General features: G+C 67.9%; 18 protein-coding genes. 12 read left to right on the top strand and 6 right to left on the bottom strand.

Annotated elements, in window-relative coordinates; translation table 11 throughout:
* Positions 1-3 precede the first annotated feature (3 nt).
* Positions 4-354, bottom strand: coding sequence for a hypothetical protein (locus tag P0M04_RS20590; protein ID WP_259447255.1), 351 nt, complete (start codon positions 352-354; stop codon positions 4-6).
* A gap of 198 nt (positions 355-552) precedes the next feature.
* On the opposite strand from P0M04_RS20590, the gene P0M04_RS20585 reads away from it, so the two are divergent.
* From P0M04_RS20585 to P0M04_RS20575, 3 genes are all read left to right on the top strand, one after another.
* A complete protein-coding gene (locus tag P0M04_RS20585) occupies positions 553-1,722 on the top strand; it encodes a pyridoxal phosphate-dependent aminotransferase (protein ID WP_259447256.1) in 1,170 nt (389 codons plus the stop codon).
* A gap of 4 nt (positions 1,723-1,726) precedes the next feature.
* On the top strand, positions 1,727-3,967 hold the full coding sequence (locus P0M04_RS20580; RefSeq protein ID WP_259447257.1) for a hybrid sensor histidine kinase/response regulator: 2,241 nt from the start codon (positions 1,727-1,729) through the stop codon (positions 3,965-3,967).
* Between the two features lie 69 nt (positions 3,968-4,036).
* Positions 4,037-5,653 carry a Na+/H+ antiporter gene (locus P0M04_RS20575; RefSeq protein WP_259447258.1) on the top strand — a complete coding sequence of 539 codons (1,617 nt, stop codon included), beginning with the start codon at positions 4,037-4,039 and terminating at the stop codon, positions 5,651-5,653.
* Here the strand turns inward: P0M04_RS20575 and P0M04_RS20570 are convergent, their stop codons facing one another.
* Entirely contained in the window at positions 5,654-5,959 is a 306-nt protein-coding gene (locus tag P0M04_RS20570; RefSeq protein WP_259447259.1) for a hypothetical protein, read from the bottom strand.
* A gap of 105 nt (positions 5,960-6,064) precedes the next feature.
* Between P0M04_RS20570 and P0M04_RS20565 the strand changes: the two genes are divergently transcribed.
* Positions 6,065-7,192 carry a DNA topoisomerase IB gene (locus tag P0M04_RS20565; protein ID WP_259447260.1) on the top strand — a complete coding sequence of 376 codons (1,128 nt, stop codon included), beginning with the start codon at positions 6,065-6,067 and terminating at the stop codon, positions 7,190-7,192.
* Positions 7,193-7,215: 23 nt separating this feature from the next.
* Complete coding sequence (locus P0M04_RS20560) at positions 7,216-8,253, top strand: L-dopachrome tautomerase-related protein (RefSeq protein ID WP_259447261.1); 1,038 nt, start codon at positions 7,216-7,218, stop codon at positions 8,251-8,253.
* On the opposite strand, the gene P0M04_RS20555 is transcribed toward P0M04_RS20560, so the two are convergent.
* Complete coding sequence (locus tag P0M04_RS20555; RefSeq protein ID WP_259447262.1) at positions 8,250-9,134, bottom strand: pyridoxamine 5'-phosphate oxidase family protein; 885 nt, start codon at positions 9,132-9,134, stop codon at positions 8,250-8,252. The genes P0M04_RS20560 and P0M04_RS20555 overlap by 4 nt on opposite strands.
* Before the next feature lie 7 nt (positions 9,135-9,141).
* Complete coding sequence (locus P0M04_RS20550; RefSeq protein ID WP_259447263.1) at positions 9,142-9,741, bottom strand: glutathione S-transferase family protein; 600 nt, start codon at positions 9,739-9,741, stop codon at positions 9,142-9,144.
* A gap of 121 nt (positions 9,742-9,862) precedes the next feature.
* Between P0M04_RS20550 and P0M04_RS20545 the strand changes: the two genes are divergently transcribed.
* Positions 9,863-10,756 carry a LysR family transcriptional regulator gene (locus P0M04_RS20545; RefSeq protein ID WP_259447264.1) on the top strand — a complete coding sequence of 298 codons (894 nt, stop codon included), beginning with the start codon at positions 9,863-9,865 and terminating at the stop codon, positions 10,754-10,756.
* Between the two features lie 55 nt (positions 10,757-10,811).
* Complete coding sequence (locus P0M04_RS20540) at positions 10,812-12,719, top strand: sensor histidine kinase (protein WP_259447265.1); 1,908 nt, start codon at positions 10,812-10,814, stop codon at positions 12,717-12,719.
* 8 nt (positions 12,720-12,727) lie between these two features.
* On the opposite strand, the gene P0M04_RS20535 is transcribed toward P0M04_RS20540, so the two are convergent.
* The gene (locus tag P0M04_RS20535; protein ID WP_259447266.1) at positions 12,728-13,264 is read right to left on the bottom strand and encodes a pyridoxamine 5'-phosphate oxidase family protein; all 537 of its coding nucleotides are present in this window, start codon (positions 13,262-13,264) and stop codon (positions 12,728-12,730) included.
* A 122-nt stretch (positions 13,265-13,386) separates the two neighbouring features.
* On the opposite strand from P0M04_RS20535, the gene P0M04_RS20530 reads away from it, so the two are divergent.
* Complete coding sequence (locus P0M04_RS20530) at positions 13,387-14,085, top strand: aspartate/glutamate racemase family protein (protein WP_259447267.1); 699 nt, start codon at positions 13,387-13,389, stop codon at positions 14,083-14,085.
* 26 nt (positions 14,086-14,111) lie between these two features.
* On the opposite strand, the gene P0M04_RS20525 is transcribed toward P0M04_RS20530, so the two are convergent.
* The gene (locus tag P0M04_RS20525) at positions 14,112-15,500 is read right to left on the bottom strand and encodes an FAD-binding oxidoreductase (protein ID WP_259447268.1); all 1,389 of its coding nucleotides are present in this window, start codon (positions 15,498-15,500) and stop codon (positions 14,112-14,114) included.
* 241 nt (positions 15,501-15,741) lie between these two features.
* Here P0M04_RS20525 and P0M04_RS20520 point away from each other — a divergent pair, with 241 nt between their 5' ends.
* Genes P0M04_RS20520 through P0M04_RS20505 form a run of 4 tightly spaced genes read left to right on the top strand, consistent with a single transcriptional unit; the run spans position 15,742 to position 19,048 of the window.
* On the top strand, positions 15,742-16,326 hold the full coding sequence (locus P0M04_RS20520) for an A24 family peptidase (protein WP_259447269.1): 585 nt from the start codon (positions 15,742-15,744) through the stop codon (positions 16,324-16,326).
* 19 nt (positions 16,327-16,345) lie between these two features.
* Entirely contained in the window at positions 16,346-17,167 is an 822-nt protein-coding gene (gene cpaB / locus P0M04_RS20515) for a Flp pilus assembly protein CpaB (protein WP_259447270.1), read from the top strand.
* Positions 17,168-17,201: 34 nt separating this feature from the next.
* On the top strand, positions 17,202-18,773 hold the full coding sequence (locus P0M04_RS20510; protein ID WP_371877206.1) for a type II and III secretion system protein family protein: 1,572 nt from the start codon (positions 17,202-17,204) through the stop codon (positions 18,771-18,773).
* Positions 18,770-19,048, top strand: a complete 279-nt coding sequence (locus P0M04_RS20505; RefSeq protein ID WP_259447271.1) for a hypothetical protein — start codon at positions 18,770-18,772, stop codon at positions 19,046-19,048. Before P0M04_RS20510 ends, P0M04_RS20505 begins: the two co-directional genes overlap by 4 nt.
* The last annotated feature ends 59 nt before the right edge of the window (positions 19,049-19,107 follow it).

Below are 19,107 nucleotides of genomic sequence, written 5' to 3'. Positions count from 1 at the left end.
AACTCAATGGCGCGTCTCCCGCGCGGCGGCGTGGGCCGGGTCCGGATCGTGCCCGCCAAAGTGTTCGAGGATCTCGGCGGCCCGCTTGGCCAGCGCGGCATCGGCCGCGTTCACCGTGACCTGGCAGTCGCGCACGTCGTCCTGCGCCACCGGCGCGTACGTGTGCGAATAGGCCGTCTTGCCCGTCACCGAGGGCGAATCGCCGACCGTGAAATTGCCCTGCACAGGGCCGGTCTCGTCGATGCGGACGTCGATCGCGACGTCGTCGGCGGCGATGCCCGCGGCCAGCAGTTCCTGGCGCGCCTGTTCGGCTGCCGTCACGTGCTTGAAGGTGCGTACGATGGATTGCTGCATGGTGTACTCCCGAATGGTTCACTTTGCAATCACCGTACCAGAATCCCGCGCCGCACGGCGCCCGTCCCTTCAGGCATTTCCCACGCGCTATTTTCCACTCGTGCGGCATGGTTCCACCGATTTAGTACAATCAGGCAACACCCAGCCGTTGCACCGTGCGTTGTAACTTTTCAATAACATTATCCCAAGAGAATAAAAATGAAAATTTCTGCCCGGATTGCTTCCTCCCGTCCCCTCGCCACCACCGCCATGCACGGCCGCGTGGAAACCTTGCGCAGCGAGGGTGAGTCCGTCATCGATTTCTCGATCGCGATCTCGCACTTCCCCGCGCCGCGGCCGGTGCTGGACGCGGTGGCGGCGGCGATCGAGCGCGAACGGATCATGCCCTACACGAGCGTAGTGGGCGCGCTGGACGTCCGGACGCGGCTGGCAGCCAAGCTGAAAAAGGAAAACGGCGTCGACGCGGGCACTGACGAGATCATCGTCACCAACGGCGCCAAGCAGGGGCTGTACGAAGCGCTGTATGTCCTGAGCGATCCGTACGACACGGTCCTGGTCTTCAAGCCCCACTGGCCGGCCTATGTTGCTACGTCACAACTGTTGGGCCTGCGTCCCATCCTGGTCGATCTCCCTGAGGAAATCACGCCGGCTCTGCTGGACAGCTTCGGCAAACCGGACATCGTCATCATCAATAACCCGCACAATCCCACCGGCAAGGTGTACACTCGCCGGGAACTGGAACACCTTCGTGCATGGGTGGAGCGCATCGGGGCCCGGGTGATCGTCGACGAAAGCTACGAACACCTGATTTTCGATGGCGGACACACCAGCCTGGCGGCTTTGTGCGACTGGCGGAACATCGGCGTGGTGACGCTGTTTTCGGCCTCGCAGAGCTACGCCATGATGGGCTGGCGGGTCGGCTTCGCGCTGGCGCCCGCCGAAGTGGTCAACGCGATGCAGACGCTGCAAGGCCCCATCACGGCGGCCGCGCCGCATTTGTCGCAAGTGGCCGCCGACGTCGCGTTCGCGACCGGTGCGCCGCGCGCGATGATGGCGGACTACCGTGAACGGCGCGACCTGGCGGTACGGCTGTTTGCCGAGGTCCCCTGGATCGTCATGCACGCGCCGGCCTCCGGTCCGTACCTGTGGGGAGACGTGCGCAGCCTGACGCTGGACACGGTCGGCTTTGCCGAAGCGCTGCTCGAGGAAAAGAGAGTGGCGGTCATGCCGGGCGAGGCGCTGGGCGTGCCTGGTTACATCCGACTCGGCTATATTTCGGACGACGTGGCGACCTTGCGCGAAGGCATCCGCAGGATCATCGAATTTGGTAATGCGTTTGCTGCCCACAAGGCGGCAGATAGAAAATAGACAAATGACATCTGGCTTGAGCCGCTTCCGGCTGAACAGCCTGCGCAGCCGGCTCATGTTGCTGGTGGCGCTGGCGATCACGCCGCTGGCGGTGATGACGATCCTGTCCGGGATCCGCGAACGCGAACATGCCATCAAGGCATCGGAAGAAAACCTGCGCCGCCTGACGGGCATGGCGGCCGCCAACGAAGCCCAGTCGATCGAGGGCGCGCGCCAGATCCTCGTCGACCTGGCCAGCGTCCCGGACCTGATGGGCGACACCGCGAAATGCACGTCGCTGCTGTCCGACGTCCTCGACCGCAACGAGGGCTTCGTCAACTTCGGCCTCATCCAGCTCAACGGCGACGTCACCTGCAGCGCCGTGCCCCTGCTCCACCCCGTCAACCTGGGCGACCGCAGCCACTTCCGCCGCGCCATCGCGGAACGCAGGTTCATTGCCGGCGACTACGTGTTCGGCCGCGTCATCAAGAAGCACACGATCAACCTCACCTACCCCGTCATCGACCGCGGCGGTAAAGTCCTGGCCGTCGTGTTCGCGGCGATGGACCTGGAAGGCCTCGACACCTTCATCAACGACATCAACCTGCCGCCCGGCTCCGTGCTGGCGACGGCGGATGCGCGCGGCGCCATCATCTCGCGCCGCCCCGATCCGGAACGCTTCTTCGGCACCAAGCTGTCGCCGGCGATGCAGGAAGCGGTGAACACGGCCGGGCAGCGGGCCATGACGGTCCGCGGCGAGGACGGCATCGAGCGCCTGCACACGTTCGCACGCGTGGGCGCCCCCGCGCTGACCGATTACACGGTCACCATCGGCATCCCCACCGAGACGATCCTGTCGGCCGCGCGCCACGACCAGATCATGTCCCTGTTGGGTCTTGCCGCGACCACCCTGCTGGCCATGCTGGCCGCGTGGCTCGTGGGCGACGTATTGATCGTCCAGCGCGTGCGCAAGCTGATGGGCACCGCCGAGCGCATCGCCGCCGGCGACCTGGAAGCCCGCTCCGGCATCGCCTACGGCCACGAAGAGATCGGCAACCTGGCGCAGGCCCTGGACCGCATGGCGGCCGCGCTGCAGAAGAAAGAGACGGCGCGCTCGCTGGCCGAGCGCGAACTGCGCGCCGCCGACCAGCGGAAGGACGAGTTCCTCGCGATGCTCGCGCACGAGCTCCGTAACCCGCTGGCGCCGATCAGCACGGGCGCGCACCTGCTCAAGCTGCTGCACTCCGATAACGCCCAGATCACCCAGACGTGCTCCATCATCGTACGCCAGGTCGACCACATGACGAGCCTCGTCGACGACCTGCTCGACGTGTCGCGCGTGACGCGCGGCCTCGTGTCGCTGGCGACGCAGGTGCTGGACTTCAAGCGCGTCGTCGACGATGCGGCCGAGCAGATCCGCCCGCTGATCGCGGCGCGGCGCCACCGCGTCGTGATCGAGCTGCCGCCCGCGCCCGCGTACGTCAAGGGCGACCACAAGCGGCTCGTGCAGGTATGCGCGAACCTGCTCAACAACGCGACCAAGTACACGCCGGAAGGCGGCACCATCCACCTGCGCGTGGACGCGGACGGCGACGACTACGTGCTGACCGTGGCCGACGACGGCATCGGCATGGATCCCGCCCTCGTCGAGCGCGTGTTCGACCTGTTCACGCAGGCCGAGCGCACGCCGGACCGTTCGCAGGGCGGCCTGGGTCTCGGCCTCGCCCTCGTGAAAAGCCTCGTCGAGCTGCACGGCGGCGAAGTGAGGGCGTACAGCCCGGGCCTCGGCAAGGGCTCGACGTTCACCGTGCGCCTGCCCCGCTACTCGCAGGACGTGGTGCTGGCACCGGCGCCCGTCGTCGGCGAGGAACACCACGACGGCGGCGTCCCGCTGCGCATCCTGCTCGTGGACGACAACGTCGACGCCGTCCACACGCTGCAGCTGTTCCTGCGCTCCGGCGGGCATCGCGTGGAAGTCGCCTACTCCGCCACGGACGCGCTGGAACTGGCGAAATCCTTCGTGCCGGAAGTCTGCCTGCTCGACATCGGCCTGCCCGACTTCGACGGCAACGAACTGGCGCGCCGCCTGCGCATGCTGCCCCAGGCGACCGGTGCCACCCTGATCGCGATGACGGGCTATGGCCGCCAGCAGGACCGCGAGGCGTCGATGGCGGCCGGGTTCGACTACTACCTCGTCAAGCCGGTGAATACCACGCAGCTGGCGGACATTCTGGCCGCCGCCGCCGAGGCCAATATCAGGCGCTGACACGGCCCTACCGTACCTCGCTCATCCGGCACATCGCCTATCATCGTCTCCGACAAGGAGAGATAGGGAATGGAGACCGTCGAAGTCATCCTGGCGATGCTGCTCGCCGTGATCGCCAGCGGCTACGTGGCCCGGGTGCTGCCCATCGCCCTGCCCCTGCCGCTGATCCAGATCGCGGCGGGCGCCGTCATCTCGGGCGTTTTCCGCCATGGCGTCGCGCTGGAGCCGGACATCTTCTTCCTCCTGTTCCTGCCGCCGCTGCTGTTCGTGGACGGCTGGCGCATCCCCAAGATCGGCCTGTTCCGCGACAAGGCGACGATCCTCGAACTGGCGCTGGGCCTCGTCCTGTTCACCGTCGTCGGCGCTGGATACCTGCTGCACTGGATGATCCCTGCCATGCCGCTGGCGGTCGCGTTCGCGCTCGCGGCCATCGTGGCGCCGACGGACCCGGTCGCCGTGTCGTCGATCACCGCGCGCGTGCCGATGCCGCCGCGCCTCATGCACATCGTCGAAGGCGAGAGCCTGCTCAACGACGCGAGTGGCCTCGTGTGCTTCCGCTTCGCAGTCGCCGCGGCCGTGACGGGGCATTTCTCGCTGGCGCAGGCGAGCCTGACGTTCTTATGGGTGGCGCTGGCGGGCATCGCGGCCGGCATCGCGATCACGTTCGCCATCACGCGCGCGCACGGCATCCTGCAGCGCCGCTTCGGCGAGGAAGACGGCGTCCCGGTGCTCATCAACCTCCTGACGCCGTTCGGCGCCTACCTCGTGGCCGAGCGCCTGGACGCATCCGGCATCCTGGCGGCGGTGGCGGCGGGCATCACGATGAGCTACCTGGAACTGTCGGGCGCGGCGACGCCGGGCACGCGCATCCGCCGCAACGTCATCTGGGATGCGCTGCAATTCACCCTGAACGGCACCATGTTCGTGCTGCTGGGCGAGCAATTGCCGGACATCGTGCGCGGCGCCCTGCACCCGGCCGGCGGCACGCCGTACGACCTGGGGTGGCTGGCCGGCCGCGCGCTCGCGTTCAGCCTGGGCCTCGTGCTGCTGCGCTTCGCGTGGGTGTGGATTTCGCTGCAGCTGACGCTCCTGAACCGCAAGCGCCTCGGGCGCCAGGTCTTCAAGCCCAGGCTGCGCGTGATGCTGGCCACGTCGGTGGCGGGCGTGCGCGGGGCGCTGACGATGGCCGGCGTGATGACCCTGCCGCTCGCGCTGCCGAACGGCGATCCGTTCCCCGCGCGCCACCTGGCGATCTTCCTGGCCAGCAGCGTGATCGTCGTCTCGCTGCTCCTGGCCAGCGCCGCATTGCCCGCCCTGCTGCGCGGCCTGGAGATGCCGGCCGAGCCGGACGCGAAGTGCAACGAGGACGATGCGCGCCACGCGGCGACGCTGGCCGCCATCGCCGCGCTGGAACGGGCGCAGAAGGCGGACGGCGAGGACGGCGGCCGGGCCGTGGCCCATGTGCTGCGGCTGTACCGGCACCGCCTGAACGCGACCGACGCCGCGGGCGGCAATGCGGACGCACAGGCGCTCAGGCACACGGAGCGCAGCTACCGGCTGCTCGCGCTGAACGCGGAGCGGGACACGGTGCTGCGTCTCGCGCGGCGCATGGACATCTCGGACGAGACGGCGCGCAGGCTGCTGCGTCAGATCGATTTGCTGGAATCCCGTTACCAGCAAGACTAGTCAGCGGTCCCCGAGGCTGCTGCGCAGCCAGTCGCGCCCCCGCTCGTCCAGCGCTTTCGCGATGACGTCGGGCGGCAGGCTGTACACGGTGGCCCACGTCGCGCGGCCGTCCGGCGCGTTGGACGGGAAGCTCGTCGTCTCGATCGGCCAGTGGTACTTGCGCTTGAGCGCGCGGACGATGGCGGCCAGGGTCACGCGGCCGCGCAGCGGTTCGGCACCCGCCTGGTCGGCGTTGGACAGGAGGACGGCGAGGACGATGCCGCGCGCGGTGCGCGGGCCGGGGAAGATGGGAGATTTGCTCGGCATGACTGCATTCTAACGGTCCTGCACTACGTTAGTTCGCGAACGGTGCGCGATGGAGGCCGGCGTAGACTGGCACGGGCAGTCCGCCATGCCAACGACGAGTCCCCGATGAAAAACGATGACCCCGCCCTGCACGACCCGGTGCCGAACACCGACCCGCCCGCCGCCGCCAAGGCCGCGGGCCTGCGCTACGTCCACGACGACCGTCCCGGCATCCGCCGCGAGCCGGCCAAGGACGGTTTTCGCTACCTCGACGCGAAGGGCGAGCCGGTCGAGGACGAGGCCACCCTCAAGCGCATCAGGTCGCTGGCGATCCCGCCCGCGTGGACGGACGTCTGGATCTGCCCGCAGGCCAACGGCCACCTGCAGGCGACGGGCCGCGACGCACGCGGGCGCAAGCAGTACCGCTACCACCCGAAATGGCGCGAGGTGCGCGACGAGGTCAAGTACGAACGCATGATCAAGTTCGGCAAGGCGCTGCCGCAGATCCGCAAGGAAGTCGACCGCGCGCTGTCCCTCCCCGGCCTGCCGCGCGACAAAGTCCTCGCGACGATCGTCTACCTGCTGGAAGCGACGATGATGCGCATCGGTAACGACGAATACGCCCGCGAGAACAAGTCGTACGGCCTGACCACCCTGCGCAACCGCCACGTCAAGATCGACGGCAGCGAGGTCGAGTTCCGCTTCCGCGGCAAGAGCGGCGTGTACCACGACGTCAAGGTGCACGACCGGCGCCTGGCCCGCATCATCCAGCGCACGCGCGACCTGCCCGGCCAGGACCTGTTCCAGTACCTCGACGAGGACGGCGAAACGCACACGGTGGGCTCCGCCGACGTGAACGACTACCTGCGCACGATCACGGGCGAGGATTACACGGCGAAGGACTTCCGCACGTGGTCCGGGACCGTCCTTGCCGCGATGGCGCTGCAGGAATTCGAGGCCGTCGATTCCGACGCGCAGGCGAAGAAGAACGTCGTGCGCGCCATCGAATCCGTCGCCGAACGGCTTGGCAATACGCCCTCCGTCTGCCGCAAGTGCTATGTGCACCCGGCCGTGCTGGACGCCTACCTCGACGGCACGATGCTGGAAGGCCTGCGCGCCCGCGCCGAGGAAAGCCTCGTCGAAGACCTGAAGGACCTGCAGCCCGAGGAAGCGGCCGTGCTCGCAATGCTGGAACGGCGCCTCGCGCAGGAGACTGCCGCCAACGACCTGGCCGTCAAGCGGCGCGCCGCCTGAATCCATCCAACGAAAGGAACCCCATGAGCAGCATCGAACTCGTCGCGGACTTCGGCCACCAGGTGACGGGCGTCACCGTCGCCGAGGACGGCCGCATCTTCGTGAACTTCCCCCGCTGGACCGAAGACACCGAGGTGTCCGTCGCCGAATTGAAGGATGGCCAGCTGCGGCCGTATCCGGACGAAGGCTGGAACGGCTGGCGCAATGCGAAGAAGGACGACGTGACGCCGCACGACCACTGGGTGTGCGTGCAAAGCGTCGTCGCGGACCAGCGCGGCAGCCTGTGGGTGCTGGACCCGGCCGCGCCCGCGCAGGCGCACCTGGTGGCCGGCGGCGCGAAGCTCGTGCGCATCGACCTCGCGACCGACAAGGTGGCGCAGACGATCGCCTTCGACGAGGACGCCGCACCACAGGGCTCCTACCTGAACGACGTGCGCTTCTCGAACGACGGCAAATACGCTTACATCACCGATTCCGGCGTGCAGGGCGCGCTGCTCGTCGTCGACATCGCATCCGGCAAGGCGGCGCGCGTGCTGGACGGCCACCCTTCCACGCAGATGAAGAAGGGGTTGGACGTGACGGCCGACGGCAAGGTGCTGCGCCGCCCGGACGGCCGCGGCGTGGAATTCTCGGCCGACGGCATCGAGCTGTCCGGCGACGGCAAGTACCTGTACTGGCAGGCGATCAAGGGCGACGAGTTGTACCGCATCCCCACGGCCGCCCTCACCGGCCCCGGCGTCCAGGGTGAAGACGTCGGCGGACAGGTCGAACCGTACGGGAAGAACGGCGTCAACGACGGCCTTCTCATCGCGCGCGGGACGGAGCTCATGTACCTGACGTCCGTGCAGGACAATGCGATCAAGGTACGCGACCTCGCGCAGGGCCCGTCGGCGCAGGCGCGCATCGTCGTGCAGGACGAGCGGCTGCGCTGGCCGGACACCTTCAGCCAGGGGCCGGACGGGACGATCTACGTGACCACGTCGCACATCCAGGACTCGGCGTTCTTCAAGCCGGAGGCGCCGGCGGCGTTGCCGACGCAGTTGTGGAAGGTCGTGGTTTAACCGGCGAGTCCGAAGGCCCCCGGCCGCAACCACCCGCGCACGATCCGGAACCGCCACGTGCGCTCCACGGGCGGCGTGCGCTCCGGTTCGTCCGCTTCCCAGTCCACCTCCACGACACCCTGCAGCTGCAGCACGTCGCCGGTCGCGAAGTCGGCCACCACAATCGCGGCGCGCGGCTCCGCCAGGAAGTTCCCGAGCGTGTTGAAGTAGCGGTTGCCCGCGTAATCCGGCACGACCAGCACGTCGCCATCCAGCCGCGCGAACCCGGCCGGGCCGCCCCGGTGCGAGATATCCAGGCCCGCGGCACCGTCCTGCGCCTCCGTGCCGCTGGCGCTGGCCACGAACAGCGTGGGCGTCTCCGCCAGCATGGCCCGCGCCCGTCCCGGCAGGCCGGCATCGAACGCAATGACCGCACCCGGCGTGCGCTCCACCGGCTGGAGCGAGCGCACGTGGATGTAGCGCGGGCAGTTGCCGAACGATTGCGCGACGTCGACCGCGAATCCGGTCTCGCCCAAGGCCGCGACGACGCCGTTCAGCCGGTTGCGCCTCCGCGTGGCCAAATCGATGCCGAGCATGCCGACCCGTGCGCCGGCCGCGAGATGCGTCCGCACCGGATCGTCGGGCGACGGCAGCGCGGCCACGTCGAGCCGCGCCGGATCGGGCGAGCTCGCGAAGCCCGGCGGTCCCTGCACGAGCGTCGCCAGCGGCCAGCCGTCGGCGTCCGCCACGGCCAGGGCCAGGAATGGCAGCAGCGGGAAGAACGTGCGGTGCTGGTCCGGCATGCGGTTGCGGATCGGCGCGTTGAACGGGTCGACGCCGGCCAGCGCCTGCGCGATCAACTCGCCCTTGTGGAACGGCATCGGAATGCGGTCGCCATCCATGATCGCCTCACTCTTTCGGCATCGCCACGAAGCCCGGCAGCGCTTCCACGCGGGCGATCCACGCGCGCACCCGCGCGTACGGTTCGAGCGCGATGCCCCCTTCGGGCGCGTGCGCGATATAGCTGTAGCACGCGACGTCCGCGATGGTCGGCGCGCTGCCGACCAGCCAGTCGCGCGCGGCCAGCTCGCCTTCCATCAGGCCCAGCACGCGGGCGGCCAGCGCCTGCGACAGCGGGGCCGGCACGCCGGTATCGTAGAACCGGGCCGACACGCGCGCGGCGGCCGGCCCGAACATGATCTCGCCCGCCGCCTGCGACAGCCAGCGCTGCACGCGGGCCGCGCCGACGGGGTCTTCCGGCAGCCACGCGCTGCCCGGGGCGTAGCGCTTCGCGAGGTAGACGAGGATGGCGGTGCTGTCGGCCAGCACCACGTCGCCGTCCTGCAGCACGGGAATCTGGCCCAGCGGATTCAGAGCGCGGAATGCCGGTGACGTGCGCACGTCGGCCGGGCTGTCGGCGAATTCGTAGGTCAGGTCGAGCAGGTGCAGGAACAGCCTGGCGCGGTGCGTGTGGCCGGACAGGCGGGTGCCGTGGAGGATGCGGGTCATGGTCGTCTCTCTGTTCGTTGTCGGTCCATGCATCGTAGTGCCGGATCATTCATACCGGAATCCGGCATAATGGCAATTCAGCATTCCGTTTTTCGCAATAATCCTGTTCTTCGCAATAATCATGGACCGACTCGACGAGCTGCACGTGTTCATCGCCATCCTCGACGCGGGCAGCATGGCGTCCGCCGCGCGCAAGCTGGGCCGCTCGCCGGCGGCCGTCACGCGCATGTTGAGTACCCTGGAAACCCGCGCCGGCGCGCGGCTGTTCGAACGCAGCACGCGCCGGCTGACGCCGACCGAAACAGGCCTGCGCCTGGCGGAACAGGCACGCCGCCTGCTGGCCGACTACGACGCCGCGCTGCAGCCGCCGGGTGCGGGCACCCCGCGCGGCCTGCTGCGGCTCACGGCGCCGACCGCGTTCGGCCGCCGCCACGTGGCACCCGTCGTCACGCGCTTCCTCGCGCTGCATCCGGACATCCAGGTCGACCTGACGCTGTCCGACCGGAACGTGGACCTGATCGAGGAAGGCATTGATGCGGCGCTGCGCATCGGGGCGCTGGCCAACCTGAGCCTCGTCGCGCGGCGGCTGGGCGAGGTGCGCCGGGTCACGGTCGCGAGCCCCGGCTACCTCGACCGGCGTGGTACGCCGCTTGTCCCGGCCGACCTCGCGGGCCACGAACTGATCATGTCGACGGCCGTGCGCAGCGTCGCCGAATGGCGCTTCCGCGCGGACGGCCGCGAGCACGTCGTGCGCTACAGCCCGCGCCTGCGCATGAACGACGTGGAAGCCATGCTGGGTGCCGCGCGCGACGGCTTCGGCATCGCGCGGGCGCTGTCGTACCAGGTCGAGCCGGACCTGCGGGCCGGCATGCTGCGCCGGCTGCTCGTGGACTACGAGCCGGAACCGGCGCCCGTGCACCTCGTCATGCCCAGCAGCCGGCACATGGCGCCGCGGCTGCGCGCGTTCGTCGATTTCGCGGTGCGGGAGTTCGCGGCGCTGGATGTGATCCGGTGAGCCCAGGATGCCTCGAAATATGCCATCATGATGACCCTTTTGATCCGACCGCATCATGCTTTCATCCCCTGCCCTTCAAACCTCTCCGGCCGACAGCGATGCTGGGCCTCACGTCCGCTTCAGGGAGTTGTTTGAACAGTGCCCCGTCAGCCTCCAGATACTGGGCCCCGACGGTCGTACGCTGAGGGTCAACCAAGCCTGGGAAGACTTGTGGGAAATCCGCGCAGGCACCTCGCTCATGGCCTTCGTCATGAGTGCGGATTACAACGTTCTTCGGGACTCACAGCTTATCCAGTCAGGCATCGCTCTCTTGCTGGAGCGTGCGTTTCAGGGCGAATCGGTTCGCATTCCGGTCGGCCGCTACGACGTCGCGGCACTGGGCGGTTCGGGGCCCGTCCGGTGGGTGGCGGCGCGCGCCCACCCGATCAAGGACAATGGCGGCAACATCGTCGAAGTGATGCTCATGCATGAAGACGTCACCGAAAAAATGGAAGCCGAAAACGCGTTGCGCATCCGCGAAGAACGGTTTCGATCTCTTGTGACGGCAACATCGCAGATCGTGTGGAGCAACACGCCTGACGGTCGGGTCGACGAAGACTCGCCTTCATGGCGCGCCTTTACCGGACAGACCTATGAGGAATGGCGCGGGTTCGGCTGGCTGGATGCCGTGCATCCGGACGACCGCGACACGACCAAAGCGGCGTGGCTCGCATGCGTGGCGGCGAAAACCCTGTTCGAAGCACGCTATCGTCTTCGTCGTGCCGACGGCGATTATCGCTGGACCGAGGTTCGAGGTGTGCCGATCCTCGATGCGGAGGGGGCGATTCGCGAATGGATCGGCACCAATACCGACATCCACGAAAGCGTCCTGGCTGAAGCGGAACTGGCACAACGCCTGGAGCGCGAAAAGCGCAACGCGGCCTTGCTGGCCAAGGTCGCGCAGGCTGCGCGCAAGTTGCAGACGGTTCTCTGGAGTGGGGACATTGCGGAAGTGCTCGTCAACGAGGTACGCGACATTCTCCAGGCCCATCACGCCGTGGTATCGCTGTCGAACAACCACGCAGAGGTATGCCGGACAGACCAGGCGATGCGGGGCCGGTTGGCGGTGCCATTGATCGACCGGACGGGCATGAACATCGGTCTGATCCAGGTCTCCGGGAAGAAGGAAGGCGAATTTTCGGACGAGGACGAAGCGATCCTGGTGCAGCTGGCGTCGATCGCGGCGAATGGATTCGAAAACGCACGTCTTTACCAGTCCTTGCAGGAACAGGACCGGCGCAAGGACGAGTTCCTGGCGATGCTCGCACACGAGCTGCGTAATCCGCTGGCGCCGATCTCGGCGGCGGCAGAGGTACTCAAGCTCGGCACCGCCAGCGACGACAGGATCCGGCAATCCAGCAGCGTGATCGGCCGCCAGGTGCGGCATTTGAAATCGCTGATCGACGACCTGCTCGACGTATCGCGGGTCACGCGTGGCCTGATCCAGCTCGACCTGGCATTGCTCGACCCGATGGCCCTCGTCGCCAGCGCGGTAGAACAATCGCAGCCATTGATCGGCGCACGCGCCCACGTTCTTGCCGTCGAAGGCGATGCCGGCGGTGCGCAGATACGGGGCGATGCCAACCGGCTGGTCCAGGTTCTCGTCAACCTGCTGAACAATGCCGCAAAATACACGCCCGAGGGCGGACGAATCGCGTTGACGGTGTCCCGCGATGCCGACAGGGTCATCATCAGCGTGCGCGATAACGGGACCGGCATCGAGGCCGGCATGCTCCCCCACATTTTCGATTTGTTCACGCAAGCGAAACGAACCCCCGACCGTGCCCAGGGCGGGCTGGGCATCGGACTGGCGCTCGTGAAGACCATCATTTCGCTTCACGACGGCCGCGTCACCGCGCACAGCGACGGCCTGGGCGCGGGCAGCGTGTTTACGATCGCGCTGAACGCCGTCGGACCAACGTAACGGCCGCGTCAGAACATCAGGCGCCCTTCGATCGAATCGTCGAGCGTCTTGCCGACGAGCGCCCCCACCGCGACCTTGGCGCCCGCGATGAGGTTCCCGTGCTTGTTGTCCCAGTAGTACCCCGCTTGCGGCGTGAACTTGATGACGCTGATGCGCGGGTCGTCCTCGCCCTCGGTGAACCAGGTTTTCAGCAACGGATTCCACAGGTCGTGGATGCGGGCGCGGTCTTCCAGGATCTCGGCGCGGCCCTCCAGTTCCAGGAAGCCCGCGTGCGCATCGCGCTGGAAGTACAGTTTCACGGCCGGGTTGGCCGCGAGCTCGTGGTTCTTGTGGCTGTCGTTCGCGCTCAGGAACCACAGGTTGCCGGCGTCGTCCGCCTTGCGCACGCTCATCGGCCGCACGCCGTTCGTCGAGCCGGTGCTGCCTGCCGTGCAGAAGAAGCAGGTGTCCGCATCATGCGTCATGTCCTTCACGCGCTTGATCGCTTCGCTGCCGCTCAGGTCGCGGCGGTTCGTTTCGGGCTGGTTGCGGTTGATCGAGTCCATGAGTCCCTCCGTCGGCCGGGATGGCCGTGTCGTCGCGCATGATCCGGCCCGCCGGTGGCGCCGTCTGTGCGGAATCGCACAACCACATATACTGGATGGCTCGACATCGACAGGGGATTCGCATGACGCAAAAGATCATCGGCATGCTGGGCGGGATGAGCTGGAAAAGCTCGGCCGAATACTATCGCCTCATCAACGAGGGCGTGCGTGACCGTCTCGGCGGCCTGCACTCCGCGCGCTGCCTCATGTGGTCGTTCGACTTCGACGACATCGCCGTCCTGCAGCGCGAAGACCGCTGGGACGAGGCGGCGCAGCTGATGGTCGAGGCGGCACAGCGGCTGCAGCGCGGCGGCGCCGACTTCCTCGTCATCTGCACGAACACGATGCACAAGGCCTATCCGCAGATCCGCGCGGCGGTCGACCTGCCGCTGCTGCACATCGCCGATCCCACGGCCGGGCGCATCAAGGCCGCCGGCTGCAAGCGCGTCGGCCTGCTGGGCACCGCCTTCACGATGGAGCAGGATTTCTACAAGGGCCGGCTGGTCGACCAGCATGGCCTGGACGTGCTCGTGCCCGACGCGGACGATCGCGCCACCGTCCACCGCATCATCTACGAGGAACTCGTGCAGGGGCAGATCGAAGCGGCGTCGCGCGAGGCCTACCGCGGCGTGATCCGGCGCCTCGTCGCCGCCGGCGCGGAGGCGATCATCCTCGGCTGCACGGAGATCATGCTGCTCGTGGGGCCCGAGGACAGCCCCGTGCCGCTGTACGACACGACGGGGCTGCACGCCGAGGCGGCGGTCGAGCTGGCGCTGGCCTGATCGCCGCGGGCACGGCGTGCCCGCCCTTAACCGGCCGGCGCGATGTTGTGGTTGAAGCGGAACAGATTGTCCGGATCGTAGCGCCGCTTCACCTGCACGAGCCGGTCCCAGTTCGTCCCGTACGCCTCGTGGATGCGCGATCCCTCGTCCTGCGTGAGGAAGTTGATGTACACGCTGCCCGCCGCGTACGGCGCCACGGCCGCGAAGAACTCGCGCGCCCAGGCCACGCAACGACCGTCGTCGGCCGCGTCGAGCCAGCGTCCGTGCACGTTCATCGCATACATCACGTTGCGGTGCGGGTAGGCGGTGGCGTCCACGGCCGGCTCGTTGGCGCGGCCGCCGATGAGGCCCAGGAAGATCTCGCATTGCGGCGTCGGCACGGCGGCGGCATAGCGCAGCACGAGGTCGACCGCGTCGTCGGACAGGGTCGTGAAGTTGTGCGACTTCCAGTAATTGCGCGCACCCGGTGCCAGCAGCGGGTCGAACGTCTTCTGCCACGCCGCGTAGGGCGCGGCGCCCACGTGCTCGCCCAGCACGTCGCCGAATGACCGGACCGGTGCCAGTACGGGCTCCGCTTCCTCCGGCGGGCGCGTCGAGAACACGGCCAGTGCGACGATGTCCTGGCCGTGCACGGCCTCCGGCAGGAACGGCAGCGGCGGCGCCTTGCGCAATACGGCCCAGATCGAGACGTCGTTCGGCAGCGTGTCGACGTAATCGCGGTAGCGGCGCAGCACGGCCTGCCCCTGCGCCGCCGGGAACACGACCAGCCCGGCTGTCACGAGCGGCCCCACGGCGTGCAGCGCATACTCGAAGCGCGTGACGACACCGAAGTTGCCGCCGCCGCCCCGGATCGCCCAGAACAGGTCCGGCTCCTGGCGTGGCCCGATGTGGCGCCGGCGCGCATCCGCCGTGACGATCTCGGCGCCCACGAGGCTGTCCACCGTCAGCCCCAGCATGCGCGACAGCCAGCCGAAACCGCCGCCCAGCGTCAAGCCCGCCGCGCCCGTCGTCGAATTGATGCCTAGGGGAACGGCGAGACCGCAGGCTTGCGTCTCGTGGTCGACGTCGGCCAGCAGCGCGCCGCCGTCGACGTACGCCATGCACGCGTCCGGGTCGACGTGGACGCTGCGCATGCCCGACAGGTCGATCACGAGCCCGTCGTCGCAGATCGCATTGCCGGCGATGTTGTGGCCGCCGCCGCGCACGGCCAGCGGCAGGCCGTGGTCGCGCGCGAACGCGACGGCCGTGCACACGTCGGCCGTGCCGGCGCAGCGCACGATCAGCGCCGGGCGGCGGTCGATCATCGCATTCCAGATCTGCCGCGCGGCATCGTAGTCCGGGTCGCCCGGCTGCAGCAGCGGCCCCCTCAGCGCGGCCCGCAAGCCGTCGACCACCTCGTTCTTCAAGCTCGTCATCGTAGGCTCCGCCTGTCACCGCGGCCAATGCCGCCATCCATGCAGCATAGGAGACGGCCCGCGATATACAAGGACTGCCGACTGGAAAGCGGTGCGGCCCGACTAGGCGTTTTGTACTGCAGCGCCGCCGATAATCAGGAGCTTCGCCTAGCAAAAGCGTGACTCCCCGCTGATGTTCAGAAAGTTCAAGATCGATAGACTTTTCTCCATGGATTGACGCTGATCAAACAGGGAGCATGAGATGAATGAGCTGGATGCCTTTCTCGAACTGACCAGGCTGCTCGTCACCGACCCGCGCACGGCAGTGCTGTTCACGCTGCTGGTTGCCGCCGCCGTGTCCGACGTGCGCCACCAGCGGATCCCCAACTGGCTGACGGTGTCCGGACTCGTATTCGGCCTGCTGTACAGCGCCGTCGTGCCCTTCTGGCTCCATCACGGTTTCCTGTGGGCGCTGGCCGGCGCGGCTGTCGGCTTCGGTGTCTTGTTCCCCATGTGGCTGCTGCGCCTGACCGGCGCCGGCGACGTCAAGCTGATGGCGATGACCGGTGCCTTGCTCGGCCTGCACGCGATCCCGCTGGCACTGATCGGCTCGCTTTCCGCCGGCGGTGTCTGCGCCATCGTCTATGCGCTGCGGCAGGGCAACCTGCGCACGATGTTGGGCAATGCGCTGCGCATCGTGCACCTGGGCGGTCTCGCAGTAACGGCCGGCATGCCCGTCCGCGTGGCGACGACCGGTTGGGATTCCGTGGGCAAGCTGCCGTACGGCGTCGCGATCGCGCTGGGCACGATCACCACCGTCGTCGCAGCGCACTACGGTTTCCTCTGACTCGATCCCGGGTGACATCATGAAGAACATCAAGGCACTGTCCCTGCTGCTGCTGGCGGCCCTCCTCGGCCTCGTCGCGGCCGTGTATGCCAACAACTGGGTTGGACAGCGGACGAATATTGCGGCCAACAAGATCGTCGTGTCCGCGGTCGACATTCCCGCCGGCAGCCGGCTCGAACCGGAGATGCTGACCACGATCGACTGGCCTTCCGCCGCGCTGCCCACCGGCGCCATCTCGGATCCCGCACTGCTGAAGGCCCGTGTCGTCAGGCTGGACGTGGTACGCGGCGAAGCGATCATCGAGGGCAAGCTCGCGCCGGTCGGCACGATGGGCGGCCTGTCCGCGGTGATCGCCGAGGGCAAGCGGGCGATGACGGTACGCGTCAACGACGTTGTCGGCGTGGCGGGGTTCGCCCTCCCCGGCAATTATGTCGACATCCTCGTCCACGCCCAGCGCGACGAAGGCAAGGGCCCGACGAAGCCGATCAGCAAGACCGTGCTGGAACACGTGCTCGTCCTGGCCGTGGCCCAGGAAGCCGGCCGCGACGACACCAAGCCGAAAGTCGTCAACGCCGTCACGCTCGAGCTGTCGCTGGCCGACTCAGAAAAGCTCGACCTGGCCCGCAGCATCGGCACCCTGTCGCTCGCCCTGCGCAACCAGACGGACGAAGCGACCGTCAGGACCGCCGGCTTTACCCGCAACGATCTCCTGGACGAGCCCAAGGCGTTCAAGGCGGTCGCGCCGGCCAGGGTCGCGAAGCCCCCGCCTGCCGCACCGCGCCACTGCGTGGAAGTCATCGACATGCCGGGCGGGTCCAGTGGGCTGAGCTGCTTCAACTGAACCGACAAGAACGCCAACCGGACAGGAGTCAATCGTGCGCCATATCGTCCTCACCACCCTGGCGGCCGCCGCGCTCTGCTGCGCGAACGCCAGCGCCGCGAACGCCGCCGCCCGGAAAGCGACCGCCGTGCTGCGCCAGTGCAGCGCGACGCAGGTCGAAAAGCCCTCGCATGTCACGCTCGGCAAATCCACCGTCGTGATGCTGCCTTATTCGGTGGTGCGCATGGCGGTCGGTGGCGTGCAGCCCGACCAGCACCCCGCCATGGCGCTGCCGGAAACGAATCCCGCCGCGCCGGCCGCCCTGCCGGCCACGGCGCTGCCGGGAACGAATCCCGCCGCGCCGGCGGCCCTGCCGGCCATGACGCTGCCGGGCGCGTATCCTGCCGCGCCGGCCGGCCTGCCGGCCATGCCGTTCACCGCGCCCGCCGCAGCGCAGGAACAGGCGGGCGTCTCGGAAGTGCGCATCACGTTGCTGGCGCCGACCGAACTGTTCGTGCTCGGCCGCAAGGCGGGCTCGATGAACGTGATCCTGCAGGACACGGACGGGCGCTGCCACGTGAAGGACATCATCGTCACCGTCGATCCGGAAACGCTGCAGTCGCTGCTGGCCGACCTGGTGCCGGAAGAACGCGGCATCGCCGTCAAGGCCGCGGAGAACAGCCTCGTGCTCATAGGCGAGGTCAGCGACGCCGTGGTGCTCGACCAGGTGCTGGCGCTGGCGGCCTCATATGGCGACGGCAAGAAGGTCGTGAACCTGCTGCGCGTCGCCGGCGCCCAGCAGGTGATGCTGGAGGTGAAGATCGCCGAGGTCAGCAAGACCCTGCTGGACAAGCTGGGCGCCGGCGTCGGCATGAACCGGTCCCGCAACGGCGGCACCGATACGTTCTCCCTGCTGTCGAACTTCCTCAGCCAGGGCGGCGGCCTGGTCGAGGCGATGCGCATCGGCCGCACGGCCATCCAGGTCGACGGCCAGAAGGACGATGGCTTGGTGCGCGTGCTGGCCGAGCCGAACATCATGGCCATCAGCGGCCAGCAGGCGAGCTTCCTCTCGGGCGGCAAGATCTTCATCCCCGTCGCGCGCGAGCCCAGCGCCGCCGGCTACGGCACGATCACGCTGGAGGAAAAGGAATTCGGCATCGGGGTGAAATTCACGCCCACGGTGCTGGGCGGCTCGCGCATCAATCTCAAGATGGTGTCCGAAGTGTCCGACCTGTCGCAGACCGGGTCGCCGTTCGCGACGATCAACGGCGTCACCGCGGTGCTGCCCTCGTTCACCGTGCGGCGCGCCGACACGACGGTGCAGCTGAACGACGGCCAGAGCTTCGTGATCGCGGGTCTCATCAAGAACAACATGACGGAAACCATCAAGCGCTTTCCCGGCCTGGGCGAAGTGCCCGTGCTGGGCGCGCTGTTCCGCAGCAGCGAGTTCCAGAAAGACCAGACGGAGCTGATGTTCGTGATCACGCCACGGCTGGTCAAACCGCTGGCCGCGCCGCCGCGACTCCCCACCGACAACCACGCGCCGCCGTCGCGCGCCGGCGTCTACCTGAACGGACGTCTCGAGGGCGCCTCCGGCACGGCCGGCGCCGAAAGGAAAGACCAATGAAGAACCTGACGCTATGGGCAATCGCCCTGCTGGCAGCCGGTTGCGCGAACACGCCGACCCCGCACTACGACGCGCGGATGGGCACGGCGGTGCGCGATGCGCGCCTTGCAATGACGATCGATCCGGCCGCGGGCAGCCGTCCCGACAATGTCACGGGCATCGACGGCCGCGCGGCGAAGGAAGCCGTCAAGCGCTACCAGGATTCGTTCAAGGAACCGCCGCCGGTCGTCAACGTGATCAACATCGGCGGCGCGATCGGCGGCGCGGCGCGCTGACGGTGATGCAAGGCAGTTTTTCAGCAGGGAAGCGGCAGGGAGCGAACCCCGCTCCTCAA

The organism is Telluria mixta (assembly GCF_029223865.1).
GTDB classification, from domain to species: Bacteria; Pseudomonadota; Gammaproteobacteria; order Burkholderiales; family Burkholderiaceae_D; genus Telluria; species Telluria mixta.
Note: the sequence above shows the minus strand (reverse complement) of the source record. Positions and strands in the feature narration are given on the sequence as shown.